The sequence below is a fragment of the Parahoeflea alexandrii genome, from assembly GCF_027214025.1.
Taxonomy (GTDB): Bacteria; Pseudomonadota; Alphaproteobacteria; order Rhizobiales; family Rhizobiaceae; genus Hoeflea; species Hoeflea alexandrii_A.
The window spans coordinates 172,262-186,742 of record NZ_JAPWHB010000007.1 but is presented as its reverse complement, the minus strand read 5'-3'; the positions used below and the strand labels follow the sequence as shown (position 1 = coordinate 186,742).

Here is a 14,481-nt window from a genome sequence, read left to right as displayed (position 1 = left end):
GTGCAAGAAAAAGTTTGCATGAACGTGCAAGAATTGCTTATCCTGTCCTCAAGGATGGGCTCGTGGCCCGCCGCAACGTGATGCTCGGGGGAAACGGCAATGAGCGGAATGGCTGTTCAGAAACTGTATATCGATGGACGGTATGCGGACGCCACTTCAGGAGAAACCTTCGAGACGATCAACCCCGCGACCGGCAAGGTGATCTGTTCAGTCCAGTCGGCGTCTCAGGCCGATGTTGACCATGCCGTGGCGTCCGCCATTCGCGGCCAGAAGATCTGGGCAGCGATGGCGGCCGAGGAGCGTGCGCGCATCATGATGCGCGCCGCGGCCATTTTGCGCCAGCGCAACCGGGAACTGGCGGAACTCGAGGTTCTGGACACCGGAAAACCCATTCGGGAAGCAGAAACCGTCGACATCGTTACCGGTGTTGAGTGCATCGAGTATTTTGCAGGAGTCTCCCCCTCGATCAGCGGCGAGTACCTGAACTACGGAGAAAACTTCGCCTACACACGACGCGAGCCGATCGGGGTTTGCGCCGGCATAGGCGCCTGGAACTATCCGATCCAGATCGCGATGTGGAAGTCGGCGCCGGCGCTCGCCTGCGGCAATGCCATGGTGTTCAAACCCTCGGAAGTGACACCGTTGAGCACCCCCAAACTGGCCGAGATCTACACCGAGGCAGGTGTCCCGGATGGCGTCTTCAACGTGGTTCAGGGCGATGGCCGCGTCGGGGCGATGCTGACTGCGCATCCGGATATTGGCAAGGTGTCGCTCACCGGCGAGGCTTCGACCGGCAAGAAGGTCATGGCGGGCGCGGCGTCATCGCTCAAGGAGGTTACGCTCGAACTTGGTGGAAAGTCGCCACTGATCATTTTCGACGATACCGATGTGGAAATCGCCGTCCGCGCGGCGATGCTGGCCAATTTCCTCACCCAGGGGGAAATCTGTGCGAACGGGACGCGCGTCTTTGTCCAACGGGGCCTCTACGAGCCCTTCCTGGAGCAACTGGCTGTTCGAACGCGCGGCTTGCGGATCGGCGCGCCCATGGATCCCGAAACCCGGGTCGGCGCTCTGATTTCCTCCGAGCATTTTGAAAAGGTCATGGCTTACATCCAGGCCGCGAAGGCCTCCGGCGCCCGGCTGGTCTGTGGCGGCGGCAGGCCTGCCGATCCCGCATTGGCGGATGGCTATTTTGTCGAACCGACGGTCTTTGCAGACTCGGAAGATCAAATGGCGCATGTCAGGGAAGAAATTTTCGGCCCGGTCATGTCTGTGCTGCCGTTCGACACCGAAGACGAGGTGATCGCTCGCGCCAATGCGACACCCTACGGTCTTGCCGCAGGTGTCTTCACGCGTGACATCTCGCGCGCGCATCGTGTGGTGGCAAGACTTCAGGCGGGAACCTGCTGGATCAATTCCTATCATGATCTGCCGATTTCGATGCCGTTCGGGGGCTACAAGGCATCCGGTCTCGGCCGGGAAAACGGCAAGGCCGTCATTGACCACTACACGCAGCTGAAAAGCGTGTTCGTGCGCACCGGGGACATAGCCGATGCCTTTGCATGAGCCTGCGGCGTGGATGAAACGGGGAACGGAACCGGATGCAGTTTGACTACATCATTGTCGGCGCCGGTTCCGCCGGATGCGTACTCGCAAATCGCCTGAGTGAAGACGGCAAGTTTACCGTTCTGCTGCTGGAAGCAGGCGGCAAGGACCGCTCCATTTTCCTTTCCATGCCGGCAGCGCTCGCCTACCCGCTTTCAGGCACGCGCTTCAACTGGGCCTATTGGAGCGAGCCTGAGCCTTATCTCGACGGCCGGCGGATGTATTGCCCGCGCGGCCGTGTTCTGGGTGGCAGCTCATCCATCAACGGCATGGCCTATGTGCGCGGCCATGCAAATGACTACGACCGCTGGGCCTCATATGGGCTGAGCGGCTGGGACTATGCCAGCGTGCTTCCCTATTTCAAGCGCTCCGAGCACCGTGAGTTGGGTGCGGATGCCTATCATGCCGAAGGTGGGTCACTCGCCGTTCACCGCGAAGCAATGGCCAATCCGCTACACAAGGCCTGGCTCGCAGCCGGCCGGCAGGCGGGGCTTGGTTTTACCGATGACCAGAACGGGTTCCGGCAGGAAGGCGCCGGCCCGATGGACATGACCATTCGCGATGGTGTGCGCGAGAGTACGGCGCGCGCTTTTCTGCGCCCGGCCATGAAACGCCAGAATCTTGAGGTGGTCACCCGCGCACATGCGACCGGTCTGCGGTTTGAGGAGGGGCGAGCCGCTGGCGTCGATTTCCTAGTCGGACGCAACGCCCGTCGGGCAACCGCGCGGCGCGAGATCATCCTGTGCGGCGGCACAATCAACTCGCCTCAACTGCTGATGCTGTCCGGAATCGGACCCGCGGATCATCTGCTTGAAAACGGGATTGCCGTGCGCGTCGATTCCCCCGATGTCGGGCGAAATCTGCAGGACCACCTTGAGGTCTATGTGCAGCATGAATGCACGCAGCCGGTATCGATCTATCCGTTGACGCGGCCCCTGGGCAAGCTCAGGGTCGGGATCGAGTGGCTGCTCCGGCGGAGCGGACCGGGGGCGTCCTGCCAATTCGAGACCGGCGGATTTGCGAGACTGTCGGATCGGTCCCAACATCCGGACCTGCAATTTCATTTCCTGCCGGTCGCCGTGGATTATGACGGCAAGAACCCGGTCAGGTCACACGGTTTCCAGGCGCATGTCGGACCGATGCGGCCAAAGAGCCGAGGGCGTGTGTCGCTCAAGAGCCGGGACCCTCTGGCCGTGCCCGGGATCCTCTTCAACTATCTGGAGGCGGAGGAAGACCGCATGGAATTCCGCGCGGGTATCCGCCTGACGCGCGACATCATTGGCCAACCGGCCTTCGATCCCTATCGCGGGCGGGAATTGCAACCGGGAGCGGACATCGTCGGCGACGAGGAGATCGATGCCTTCATCCGGCGCCGCGTGGAAAGCGCCTATCATCCGGTGGGATCCTGCCGGATGGGAATGGATCCGAGGTCGGTGGTGGACGAACAAGCCCGGGTGCGCGGAGTTGAAGGGCTCCGCGTGGTCGATGCTTCGATCATGCCCGATATTGTCAGCGGCAACACCAATGCGCCGACCATCATGATCGCCGAAAAGATCGCCGATGCCATACGAGGCAGAAGCCCGCTTCCGCCTGAACATGTGGCCGTATTCTCCCCCGAAACTCAAACGGGGCTGCGATACAACTGAAACTGCAAGAAAGTGGATAACCATCGGAACTGATACGGAAATAGGAGAAATTTGATGAAACACCGAATTCTTGGACTTGCAACGGCGCTGACGATGGCGCTGGCGACGACGCCATCCCTGGCGGCGCCCGCCGTGCCGGAAAGCACGAGCCCTATCAAGCTGGCCATGCTGGAATGGACCGGGCAGCAGGCTGTGACAAAAATCGCAGCCAAGCTTCTGGAGAAGATGGGCTACACCGTCGAATTTGTGACCTCCGGCACCTACACGCAGTTCCTTGCCATTCCAGACGGAACGATAACCGCTTCACTTGAAGTCTGGAGTTCAAACACCGGCGAGCATTATCCCAAGGCCATGGCGTCCGGGAATGTGGAGAAGATCGGCGCGCTCGGTCTCGATCCTGTCGAGACCTGGTACTACAACAAGGCTGCGGGCGAGGCCTGCCCCGGGTTGCCGGACTGGACGGCGTTGAAGGATTGCGCCCAGGCATTGGCAGTTCCCGAAACTTTCCCGACCGGGCGGCTGCTCGACTATCCCGCCGATTGGGGCACGACCAATGCGGATCGCATCAAGGCGCTGGATTTGCCGCTGGTTTCCATTCCCGCGGGCAGTGAAGGCGCATTGGTTGCCGAGATCACCAGCGCCGAGAAGAGCGGCCGTCCGTTGCTCGTCATGTTCTGGTCGCCGCACTGGGTGCACGCGGTCGCCGAACTCACCCCTGTCGCTTTGCCGCCCTATCAGGAAGGCTGCTATGACGATCCGAAAGTGGGCATCAATCCGGATGCGGTTTATGACTGCGACTGGCAGCGCGGTGAAATCATGAAACTTGCCTGGGTTGGAATGAAGAAGGAGTGGCCGGCGGCCTATCGTCTGCTCGAGCAGATGACGATCACCAACACCGACGAGATTGCCTGGATGCGTGACATCGATTCCGAAGGCAAGGACATCGACACCGTCCTTGCGGCCTGGATGGATGTCAACCAGGCACGCTGGCAGGGTTGGATCGACGCGGCCATGAAACAGTAACGCGGGAATTGACGACTGGCCGCGGCTGCGGCCAGTCGTCGTCTTATGCGGGGAGTGTCAGGTAAATCATGAACACCAGCGTCAAACTGTCATGCCGCAATCTTTGGAAGACCTACGGTCCGCACGATGCTCTTGAGGCGACCCGGTCCGGAGCCGGTTCCGGCAACACAATTGCCGTGATGGAGCGTGTCCGGCAGTTGCATGGCCTGGCGGCCTGCGCCAATGTCAGCTTTGACGTGATGCGGGGCGAGATCTTTATCCTCATGGGATTGTCGGGCTCCGGAAAGTCCACGGCGCTGCGCTGCCTGTCCCGCCTTGTGGAGCCGACCATGGGCGAGATCCTGATCGACGGCGAAGACTTCACGGCCAAATCGCCCCGCGAACTGATTGAATTCCGCCGCCACAAGATGGGGATGGTGTTTCAAAATTTCGGTCTGATGCCGCACCTCACCGTTCTTGAAAACATCGCCTTTCCGCTCAGGGTGCAGGGCATCGAGCTGACTGAACGCAATGAGCGCGCGCGTGACATGATGCGTCTGGTGGAACTGGACGGGCGAGAAAATTCCTATCCGCGCCAGCTCTCCGGTGGACAGCAGCAGCGGGTCGGCATTGCGCGCTCATTGGCGGGCAATCCTGATATCTGGTTTCTCGATGAGCCTTTTTCCGCACTCGACCCACTGATCCGGCGGCAAATGCAGAACCAGTTTCTTCATCTGCAATCGTCGCTGCACAAGACAATCATCTTCGTGACCCATGATATTTCCGAGGCAGTGCGCCTGGCCGACCGCATCGCGATCATGAAAGGCGGGGAGATCGTTCAAATCGGCGCGCCCCGCGAAATCCTTGAAAACCCGGCCAATGAGTATGTCGAGGAGTTCACCCGCGATGCACGCGAGGGCCTGATGATCCGCGGCGCTGCCGGGGCGGACCTCAAGTGAGAGCGTCCACAGGCGATTGGCGCGGGCTCCGGTCGGGGGCTTTCTGGGTGATCTGCGTTGCGATCTGCGTGATCTGTTTTCGGCAGGCCAATACCAGTGAGTGGATCGGCAGCTTTCCCAAGGAGTGGACGTTCGGGATCGCCGACCAGGTCAACACCGCAATGAACTGGCTCGTGCCAAAGCTATCCGGACCGCTGCACGTCGTCAGCACCATCCTGGGATTCCTGCTGAACGTGACGCGCGGCGTTCTGGCCTGGACGCCGTGGCCGGTTGCATTTTGCTTGTTTGTTATTGTCGCTCACCGGGCCGGCGGCCTGCCACTGGCGGTCTTCACGGTGGTGTCGCTCGCCTATGTGGCGGTGACCGGATACTGGGAGCGTTCCATGAATACGCTCGCCCTTGTCGGCGTGGCAGTGCCGCTGTCGGTTGTTCTTGGCGTCCAGGCCGGCATTCTGTGCTATCGATACAAATGGTTGAATTCGGTGATGCAGCCACTGCTTGACGTGATGCAGACGCTTCCGGCCTTCGCCTATCTCATTCCCATCCTGCTGCTGTTCGGGTTCGGTCCCGTTGTCGGCCTTATCGCCAGCATGATCTTTTCGATACCGCCGATGGTTCGCAACACGATACTCGGCCTTCAAAGGGTCCCGCCCGAGATTTCTGAGGCAGGATTGATCTGCGGCTGCAATCGCCGCCAGCTGCTTTGGTGGGTTCAAATCCCGGCCGCGTTGCCGCAGATGAAGATCGGCATGAACCAGACGACGATGGCGGCACTGTCCATGGTTATCATCGCGGCGATTATCGGTGGATCGGATGATGTCGGCTGGGCGGTGCTGAACACGATGCGCAAGGCACAATTCGGACCGAGCCTGATCGCCGGTCTGGTGATTGCGCTGATGGCTATGCTGATAGACCGGATCAGTCTGAACTTTGCCAAAACGGAAACCGCGGCGCCGGCGGATGCGCGCCCCGGTAGATGGCGGCATCCCCATGGACTGGCGGCTCTTGCTGTGATCGTGATCATCTTGCCGCCCTCGTTGTTCATCGAGCAGCTGCATTATTATCCGCGGGAATGGGTCTGGGACTTCACCGGGCAGATTACCACCGCCCTCGATACATTTATCGCCAGCACATCAGGCGCGCTCGAAAGCCTCAAACGGGCGGGGCTGTTCTTCTTCCTTCTGCCTTTGCGGATCGGGCTGGATCAGGCTGTCAGCCCCTACAGTTGGGGTATCGAGTTCACGCCGGCATTGCGTATCGCCTACGCGGGCTTGATAGCCGCCGGGTCTGCGCTGGCGCTCGGCTCCGGCTCCCGTACCGGCGCCATCTTCATTGCCATTTGGGGAGTGCTTTTCTACTATGGTACGATTGGCATTCCCTGGCCGGTGTTCGTCTGCACGATCGCGATGCTCGCCTACGCCGCGGGCGGGGCCGGAACCGCGGCGCTCGCCTTGGCAACAATGATCTTCATCCTCTTGAATGGACTGTGGGAACCAGCCATGTTCTCGGCTGCATTGTGCGGTGCGGCGATCCTGCTCGCCTTCCCTCTCGGCATGGCGATCGGCACCGTCGCAGCGGAGGTGGAATGGGTTTCGAAAGCGATCCGCCCGGTCAACGACACGCTTCAGACCATGCCGCAATTCGTTTATCTGATCCCGTTCCTGATGCTGTTCCAGGTTGGCGAGTTTACCGCGCTGATTGTCGTGATCGCCTATGCGCTGGTTCCGGCGATCCGTTACACGGAACATGGCTTGCGGTCGGTGCCGGTCGCCAGTGTCGAAGCGGGCCGTGCGGCGGGCTGCACCGAGGGTCAACTTTTGTGGTGGGTGAAAATGCCCCAGGCTGTGCCGGAAATCATGCTAGGTTTGAACCAGACGGTGATCTGCGCGCTGTCCATGCTCGTCATCGCCGCCTTGGTGGGTACGCGGGGGCTTGGCCAGCAGGTCTATGTCGCTCTGGGCAAGGCTGACAGCGGGCTTGGACTGATCGCAGGCCTCTCCATTGCGCTGGTGGCGATCACCACGGATCGCATACTCCAGGGCATGAGCCGGAGCAGCAAGCAGGCACTTGGCCTTTAGGTCCTGTGGCCATAATTGTCTACAGGACCTGGTGTTTGCAAAGCCATTATCGGACAACGGCAGAAGCGGATTGAATACGAGATGGGCAGAAAGCCAATAGACGCCGACCGAAGGCAGAAAATAGTGGAAGCCACACTCAACTGCATTCACAAATACGGCTATCAAGACACCACGGTTGCCCGGATTTGCGCCGATGCCGGGCTGTCCACCGGCAATATCCATTATTATTTCGGCGGAAAGCAGAACCTTCTTGAGGAAGCCATGCGCAGCCTCCTGCGCGATATCCGCCGGAAGATGGTCGCCAGCCTCAATGAGGCGGATTCACCCGCCGAAAGGCTGGCAGCGATCCTGCGGAGCAATTTCCACCCCGATATTTTCAGAACCGATATTTGCATAACCTGGCTGCATTTCTGGGCTCAGGCGCCGCATTCGAGCGAGTTGGCGCGTCTCGAACATGTCAACAGACGGCGGTTCGAGCAGAATCTGACTCGTGAGTTCGTCAAACTCAAAGGCCGGGATGAAGCTCGGTCTCTCGTTCAACAGACGGTTGCCATGGTCGATGGCTTCTGGGTTAAGAAGGCGCAGAGAAATGCAACTCTGACCGATGAAGATGCATACAACATGGTTCTGGCTTTTGTGAAAAGCACCTGCAGCGACGAGCCAAGCGGGCTCGATGCTCGCTGATCTACGAAAGTGTCTCGCGTCCTGCTTATCTCACGGGACCGGAATTTCTCTGGGGCCGGATACGGGTTGTCAGGCTCGATCAGTCCATCACAATCGTTTTGATCGGGGACAAAGCGATGGCGGTGGAACGGACGATCATGATTGAGGGCAGGAACGAACCTGGCGACACGTGCCGAAAGGACGCCCGCAGCGACAAGAGCTCAAAGAACCTTTTCTACGGCGACATCGGATTGTCCATCGACGATGGCAAGAAGATCGTGTCGGCGCTGCAGAGCGCCGTCGTCATATTGGGGTGAATAAGTGGGATGGTTGCCACCCTCTCCCAATGGCAACGCAATGTGTCAAGATCGTGCTGCCGAAAGCAACGAATTGGAGAGGACGGCACCATCCCATTATTCAAATACCGTTGTATCTGACGCCGCCAATGACGTGCTCGGTGGCAAGGATTTCGAGTTCGGCCACGCAAAGATGCGCCGGTTTGGAAAGGGCCCAGATGATGCCTTCGGCGATTTCATCCGGCGTAAGGCAATGGACTGGATCATATAGTCGGCGCTTTGCTTCTTCGTAGCCACCTTCGAACATTTCGGCATGCATGCCTGACGAGACGCGCCCAGGGCGAATTTCCGTAACGCGGACGCGATGGGGGAAGAGTTCCATGCGCAGGTTCCTCGCCATCGAGTGGACAGCGGCCTTGGTGGCCGAATAGATCGGCTGGCCGACGCTCGGATACAGGGCGACCGAACCGATCATCACGACATGTCCGTCATTGCGCGCGATCATCGCGGGAACGACGGCTTCAAGACAGTTTTGCACACCCAGGATATTTACATCGACCAGACGCCGGGCGCTCTCTGCTGGCTGGTCGAAGAGGGTCCCGGTGCGTCCAAGCGCGCCATGGGCGAGCACGAGGTAATCTGGAGCCAGCGGTCGGAGCATCGAGACAACCGCCTCGCGGTCCCGCACGTCGAGATAGGCGCAGATGGCACCCGTCTCCGCTTCAAGGGCGGATCGCTTTTCCTCCGCATCCACCGAGGCGGAGATGACCTTGCAGCCTGCCGCGGCAAGCCGCCGCGTAACCGCGCTGCCGATCCCGCCCGTGCCGCCAAGTATAACAGCGGTCTTGCCCTCCATATGGCTCATACTGTCTCTCCTCTTGTGTTAGGTCAGGCGCAATGCATCGCGCAATTGATAGGCTGGGAATGCAAAGCCGCCGAGGAAAGCCTTGATCGGCTGCATTGAAATGGGAAGAACTGGCCCGACGCGAACCGGCATCTCCGTTTCGGTCTTGTTTTCGCACAGGAACTGCGCGAACTCCCGGCCCAGTGTCTGCGCAAGGGCGACGCCGCGGGTGGAAAAGCCGATGACCGAATAGACGTTCGGCTCCAATCGCTGAATGGCCGGCAGATAGGCATCGGTAAGGGCGCACCAGCCTTCCCAGAAACTTTCCACGTGGATGCCACCGAGATGCGGGAACAACTCGGCGAGCCGGCGCGCACTATGCCACTCGCTGTAAGCCCGATGGTTGGACGGCCTGAAAATCGCGCCACCGATGATTACCCGGTCGTCAGAGCTCAATCTCGAGAAACCGCCGGACTTCCTCAAATCGGTGAAACAAACGCGCGTGGGCAGGACCGTGCGTTTCTCCGCATCGTCGAGCGGCCGCGTGAAGCCGTGAAAAAGGAGAACCGGGATTACCGATTGGGCGAGGCCTGGATAGAGCGATGGCGTGTGGGCGTTCGTCGCAATCACCACCTTTCTGGCCCGAAACTCCCCTACAGAAGTGCTCAGAACCTGCGCCGCGCCGTCCTTTAGGATACTTCCGACAACAACGTGTTGGCGAATATCGGCACCGCGCTCCCGCGCCACGCGGGCAAGCCCTTGGGCGAGTGCGTAGGGATTGACAGTGCCACCGCTCTTTCGATGCCAGCCACCCAGATAACCGCTGGCTCCGGTCATCTCGGCCACACCTTGTGCATCGATCCACTCGGCATCAACGCCCCGCGCGACCCAGGATTCATGCACCCGCCTGACCTTTGCGAGGGACTTCTCGGAATGGGCCGGCTGGAGCCAGCCGTTCTGCTCCCCATCGCAAGCAATACCCAATTCCCGGATCTGATCGAAGACGAAGCCCGGCCCGTCGGCCACAAGTTTGGCCAGACGTTCCCCGCGCTCCCGGCCCAAAACCTGAACAACATCGTCGGCAGTCATCGCGCCGGGAAAATGCGGCACCACGATGCCGCCGTTTCGGCCCGAGGCGCCGCAGCCGATGGTCCCAGCTTCGAGCAGCACGACAGACCGGCCCGCACTGGCGGCGTGCAGCGCGATGGAAAGACCGCAGAACCCACCGCCAACTACGGCGATGTCGTACTCGGCCTTCTGGTTCGAACTGTCCTCGGTGAATGGCGCTTCCTTACTTATCGCGGCCCAATGCACGCCCCGCATGGTCGCATCGATGTTCACCATTCCGTGGTCTTTCCTGTGGCAGGGCGCGGCGCGCCCTTTCTGTTGCATGATATATCAAAATTTCAAACAACGCATCGGCGTCGCATTGCTGCACCGGATGGTCTAACCGTCCTGCTCGGGTTTGGCTGTTTGCTTGATCGAACTGATGAGCGCGTCCGAGACGAGATTGATATCCGTCGTGATGGCGGCGGCGACACGGTCGCCGTCGCGTCTCTCAAGCGCCCGAACGATTTGCTGGTGGTTTGTGATACCTTCGCTGACCTCGGCGAACTGGGGATAGATCACATTGAGATACGAGCCAGTCATCAGCCAACAGCTTTCGATCATCCGCACCAGCGTTTCCATTCGGCTGGCCCGGTACAGCGTGAAATGGAACTGCCAGTTGAGCGAGATAAGCGCCGAGTAGTCCTGCTGCTCGTGCCGCTGGATCAGGTTTTCATTAAGGGCGACGATATTGGCGATCTCGTCATTGCTGGCGCGCGTCACGGCCTCGCGGGCCGCCAGGCTCTCCAATACAATACGTATCTTTGTCAGTTCGGCGATCCGGTCCATGGTCAATTCCGGCACATAGACGGAACCGTTGGGTCTGAGTTCCAAAACACCCTCCGAAGCGAGGTTGTAGAGCGCCTCGCGCGCCGGCGTGAGGCTGACTTCCAACGCACCGGCGATGCTGCGGATCGTGAGTTTCTCGCCCGGAGCGAAACGGCCAGCCATGACCGCCTCCTTCAATTGGGTACGCACTTTCTGGGCCAGCGTGTCGGAGCGCCCAATCGGGGTCAGACTTTCAAGTGCATCGGTCATAGTTGCCATGCGTAACCTTCCAGGGCGGGTGTGATGTTCTTTTGTAATAACGGATTTTGCCGGCATGACGAAATCTCTTGCCGATTTATGACGAGGAATCGAGATTGGAGAAATACATGACCTCAACCTGCCGCAATACGTCGACCGGTTCTGAGGGATAGGCTTCCGAGAAGAATTGGCCCGGCGCTTCGACCGAGATCGCCCATTCTCCTGGATGCGGATTGAAGACGCAACTCGGGAAATGCATGTGATGATGCCAGGGGATACGGCGTTCCTGCAGCCCCCTGAGCTGATCGAGCAGCGCTGATGCGGGCGGATCAGGCGTTAACTTGCTCGCGTCGATGATGTCGTCGCCATGCAGCATCCTGACAAGATCCTTGTCGACCTCGGGAAACTGGTCGTCACCCTTCGCCATGTAGGCGATGCCCGCGTCGTCGTCCTCGATCACGACGGCGTAGACATCGGGTTGCGGGTTCTGGCGGCAACCTGGCGAAAGCACATGCGAGTGCCAGGGCTTGCCATCTGCCTGCAGCTTGCGGGCAAGTCCAAGACATTCATCCAGCGCGATCGTGCGAAACCGGACGGATTTGGACTGGCGGTGATGGTCTTCCATGCTCCCAGCCTCCTTCAGTTGGCGAAAGTGTATCCGTTGGCGGCCCATCCGCCATCGACCCTGAGAATATCGCCCGTGATCATGCGCGACCTGTCCGAAAGCAGAAAGGCGCATGCCTCGGCGATCTCGTCCGCTTCCGCGAGACGGCCAAGCGGCGTGCGACCCCTGACACCGGCGAGATTGTATTGTCCGTTGTTGATGAGATTCTGCACCATGGGGGTGCGGACCCCCGTCGGCGCCACAGCGTTGACTCGGATCCCGAGCGGACCCCACTCGACGGCAAGAGCCTGGACCAGATTGTGGACCGCGCCCTTGGAAGCGCAATAGGCTGCGCGATCCGGCGCGCCGCCAATGCCGTAGACCGAGCCGATCATCACAATGCTTCCTGTCTTTTGCGCTGCCATCTGGCGGCCGACCGCCTGGGCATAGAACCACGAACCCGTGACATTGACTTCCAGGTGGTCGCGGAATTCCTGCGCAGATACCTCGAACGATGGACGAACGCGAACGATGCCAGAGGACGTCACGAGACCATCAATCTGGTCGAAATCGGCGATCACTGCCTCGACCGTCTCGGAAACCTGTGCGGCGTCGGTGACATCCCCCCGATAGATCCGGACCTCAGCAGCGCCCTTGAGGCCCGCGGCGACGGCCTCAAGCTTGTCGCCGTCGCGATCGACCAACGCCAGCCCGCATCCTTCTGCGGCTAGTTTTTGCGCCACGGCAAGTCCGATGCCGCTGGCCGCTCCGGTGATTAGAGTAACGGTCATGTAGGTCTCCCTGGTTTCAATGGGACAGAATCTGGTTGAGGAATTGCCGGGTGCGCTCGTTACGGGGTGCGCCGAAGAAATCGGCCGGGGCTCCCTCCTCAACGATCTCGCCCTTGTCCATGAAGATGACCCTGTCGGCCACCTGGCGCGCAAAACCCATTTCGTGGGTGACGCAGATCATGGTCATCCCATCCTTGGCAAGCGAGACCATCACGTCCAGCACCTCGCTGATCATCTCCGGATCGAGCGCCGAGGTCGGTTCGTCAAACAGCAGGATCTTCGGCGCCATGCACAGCGCCCGCGCGATGGCGACGCGCTGCTGCTGTCCGCCCGACAACTCGCCGGGAAACTTCGCGGCCTGTTCAGGGATGCGAACCCTTTCGAGATACCTCATAGCCGCCGCCTCGGCGTCGCCGCGTGGAGTTTTTCGAGCCAGCATTGGAGCAAGAGTGCAGTTTTCCAGAACGGTCAGGTGCGGAAACAGGTTGAAATGCTGGAAGACCATGCCGACCTCACGCCGGATCTGATCGATATGGGAGACATTGTCATCAAGCTCCGTCCCCAGCACGTTGATCGAACCGTCCTGGTGCTCCTCAAGCCGGTTGATGCAGCGGATGAGCGTCGACTTGCCGGATCCTGACGGACCGCAGATGACGATCCGCTCGCTGGCGGCGACCTCAAGGTTGATGTTCTTGAGCACATGAAAGGTTCCGAAGAACTTGTTCATGTTGCGGATCTGGATGGCGGTTTCGCTCATGATTGTCCCCGGTACGGTGGTCAGTGTTGGCCCACGCGCAAACGCCGCTCGAGATAAGCGCCATAGCGGGAAAGGCTGAAGACGAAGATGAAATAGATCAGGGCGACGAAGACATAGACCTCAACCCAGGCGAACGACCATTCGCCCGAGCCATAGGCCGCCTTGCCGGATGCCATGACGTCGAAGAAGCCGATGATAACGATCAGCGAAGTTTCCTTGAAGCTGATGACGAACTGGTTGATCGTCGGCGGCAAGGCGTTGCGCAGCGCCTGCGGCAGGATAATACGGCTGGTGCGTTGCCAGTAGGTCAGCCCGAGCGCGCGCGCTGCTTCCTCCTGCCCGGACGGAAGGGCTTGGATGCCCGAGCGGATGTTTTCCGCCTCATAGGCCGCGAAGAACAGGGCGAAGCCCAGGATCACGCGCCAGATCTTGTCACCCAGCAGCCATTCCGGCAGGACGAAGGGAAGGACCAGCGCGGCCGTGAACAAGATGGTGATGAGCGGCAGTGACCGGACACTGTCGATGATTATGCCCGTGGTCCTGGCGATGACGGGAAGCGTGGCGCGCCGCATCAGCGCAAGCGCGATGGCCATCGGCATGCCGATGAGCATTCCCGCCGCATAGATGAACACGGTTAACGTCAGGCCGCCCCATTTGTCCGGAGCGATCGGCGTGAGGCCGAGGACGCCGCCCGCCATCAGAGCATAAAAGATCGAAAATCCCACGATCCAGAGCGCGGAAAGGCGAATTGCGGTCCAGAACATCGGCACGCATGACAGGATGGCGACGATGACCATCACGATGCAGGCAAGACTGGAGCGCCATTGTTCCTCATAGGGAAAGAGGCCGAAGACGATCAGCCGCCAGCGCACATCGATCACCGCCCAGCAGGCGCCCGACACGCCCCGGCAAACTTCCGACGTCGCGTCCGGGCTGGTCCAGACCGCGTCAATAATCGCCCATTTGGACAGTTGCCAGAGCACGCTTGCGGCAAACAGCAGGACAGTGACCGAAATGACGACATCGAGAGGGCGCGAAAACAACCGCGAAAGCAGGCTTTGCTTACGGCCAGGGAGGGGGGAAAGAGTGTCAACGGACATGTT

The 14,481-nt window shown here is 60.1% G+C and carries 14 protein-coding genes; 7 read left to right on the top strand and 7 right to left on the bottom strand.

Annotation, left to right across the window (positions count from 1 at the left end; genetic code table 11):
* The first annotated feature begins 99 nt into the window (after nt 1-99).
* From betB to O4H62_RS22395, 7 genes are all read left to right on the top strand, one after another.
* A complete protein-coding gene (gene betB / locus O4H62_RS22425) occupies nt 100-1,566 on the top strand; it encodes a betaine-aldehyde dehydrogenase (protein ID WP_269391089.1) in 1,467 nt (488 codons plus the stop codon).
* Nucleotides 1,567-1,601: 35 nt separating this feature from the next.
* A complete protein-coding gene (gene betA, locus O4H62_RS22420; RefSeq protein ID WP_269391088.1) occupies nt 1,602-3,251 on the top strand; it encodes a choline dehydrogenase in 1,650 nt (549 codons plus the stop codon).
* Nucleotides 3,252-3,305: 54 nt separating this feature from the next.
* Nucleotides 3,306-4,274 (top strand): ABC transporter substrate-binding protein, encoded by a 969-nt coding sequence (locus tag O4H62_RS22415; RefSeq protein WP_269391087.1) that lies wholly within the window; start codon nt 3,306-3,308, stop codon nt 4,272-4,274.
* Between the two features lie 68 nt (nt 4,275-4,342).
* Entirely contained in the window at nt 4,343-5,212 is an 870-nt protein-coding gene (locus O4H62_RS22410) for a quaternary amine ABC transporter ATP-binding protein (protein WP_269391086.1), read from the top strand.
* Nucleotides 5,209-7,290 carry an ABC transporter permease gene (locus O4H62_RS22405; protein ID WP_269391085.1) on the top strand — a complete coding sequence of 694 codons (2,082 nt, stop codon included), beginning with the start codon at nt 5,209-5,211 and terminating at the stop codon, nt 7,288-7,290. Before O4H62_RS22410 ends, O4H62_RS22405 begins: the two co-directional genes overlap by 4 nt.
* Nucleotides 7,291-7,371: 81 nt before the next feature.
* Complete coding sequence (betI, locus tag O4H62_RS22400) at nt 7,372-7,974, top strand: transcriptional regulator BetI (protein ID WP_269391084.1); 603 nt, start codon at nt 7,372-7,374, stop codon at nt 7,972-7,974.
* Between the two features lie 116 nt (nt 7,975-8,090).
* Nucleotides 8,091-8,270 (top strand): hypothetical protein, encoded by a 180-nt coding sequence (locus O4H62_RS22395; protein WP_269391083.1) that lies wholly within the window; start codon nt 8,091-8,093, stop codon nt 8,268-8,270.
* Nucleotides 8,271-8,370: 100 nt separating this feature from the next.
* Here O4H62_RS22395 and O4H62_RS22390 read toward each other — a convergent pair whose 3' ends face one another.
* The 7 genes from O4H62_RS22390 to O4H62_RS22360 all read right to left on the bottom strand — a co-directional run bounded on the left by O4H62_RS22390 (nt 8,371) and on the right by O4H62_RS22360 (nt 14,478).
* On the bottom strand, nt 8,371-9,114 hold the full coding sequence (locus O4H62_RS22390; protein ID WP_269391082.1) for an SDR family oxidoreductase: 744 nt from the start codon (nt 9,112-9,114) through the stop codon (nt 8,371-8,373).
* A gap of 18 nt (nt 9,115-9,132) precedes the next feature.
* The gene (locus tag O4H62_RS22385; RefSeq protein WP_269391081.1) at nt 9,133-10,437 is read right to left on the bottom strand and encodes an NAD(P)/FAD-dependent oxidoreductase; all 1,305 of its coding nucleotides are present in this window, start codon (nt 10,435-10,437) and stop codon (nt 9,133-9,135) included.
* A gap of 102 nt (nt 10,438-10,539) precedes the next feature.
* Entirely contained in the window at nt 10,540-11,247 is a 708-nt protein-coding gene (locus O4H62_RS22380) for a GntR family transcriptional regulator (RefSeq protein WP_269391080.1), read from the bottom strand.
* Nucleotides 11,248-11,323: 76 nt separating this feature from the next.
* Nucleotides 11,324-11,851 carry a hypothetical protein gene (locus O4H62_RS22375; protein WP_269391079.1) on the bottom strand — a complete coding sequence of 176 codons (528 nt, stop codon included), beginning with the start codon at nt 11,849-11,851 and terminating at the stop codon, nt 11,324-11,326.
* Nucleotides 11,852-11,865: 14 nt separating this feature from the next.
* Nucleotides 11,866-12,621, bottom strand: a complete 756-nt coding sequence (locus tag O4H62_RS22370; protein ID WP_269391078.1) for an SDR family NAD(P)-dependent oxidoreductase — start codon at nt 12,619-12,621, stop codon at nt 11,866-11,868.
* Nucleotides 12,622-12,637: 16 nt separating this feature from the next.
* Nucleotides 12,638-13,378, bottom strand: a complete 741-nt coding sequence (locus O4H62_RS22365) for an amino acid ABC transporter ATP-binding protein (RefSeq protein ID WP_269391077.1) — start codon at nt 13,376-13,378, stop codon at nt 12,638-12,640.
* Nucleotides 13,379-13,398: 20 nt separating this feature from the next.
* Nucleotides 13,399-14,478 carry an amino acid ABC transporter permease gene (locus O4H62_RS22360; protein WP_269391076.1) on the bottom strand — a complete coding sequence of 360 codons (1,080 nt, stop codon included), beginning with the start codon at nt 14,476-14,478 and terminating at the stop codon, nt 13,399-13,401.
* Nucleotides 14,479-14,481: the final 3 nt, after the last annotated feature.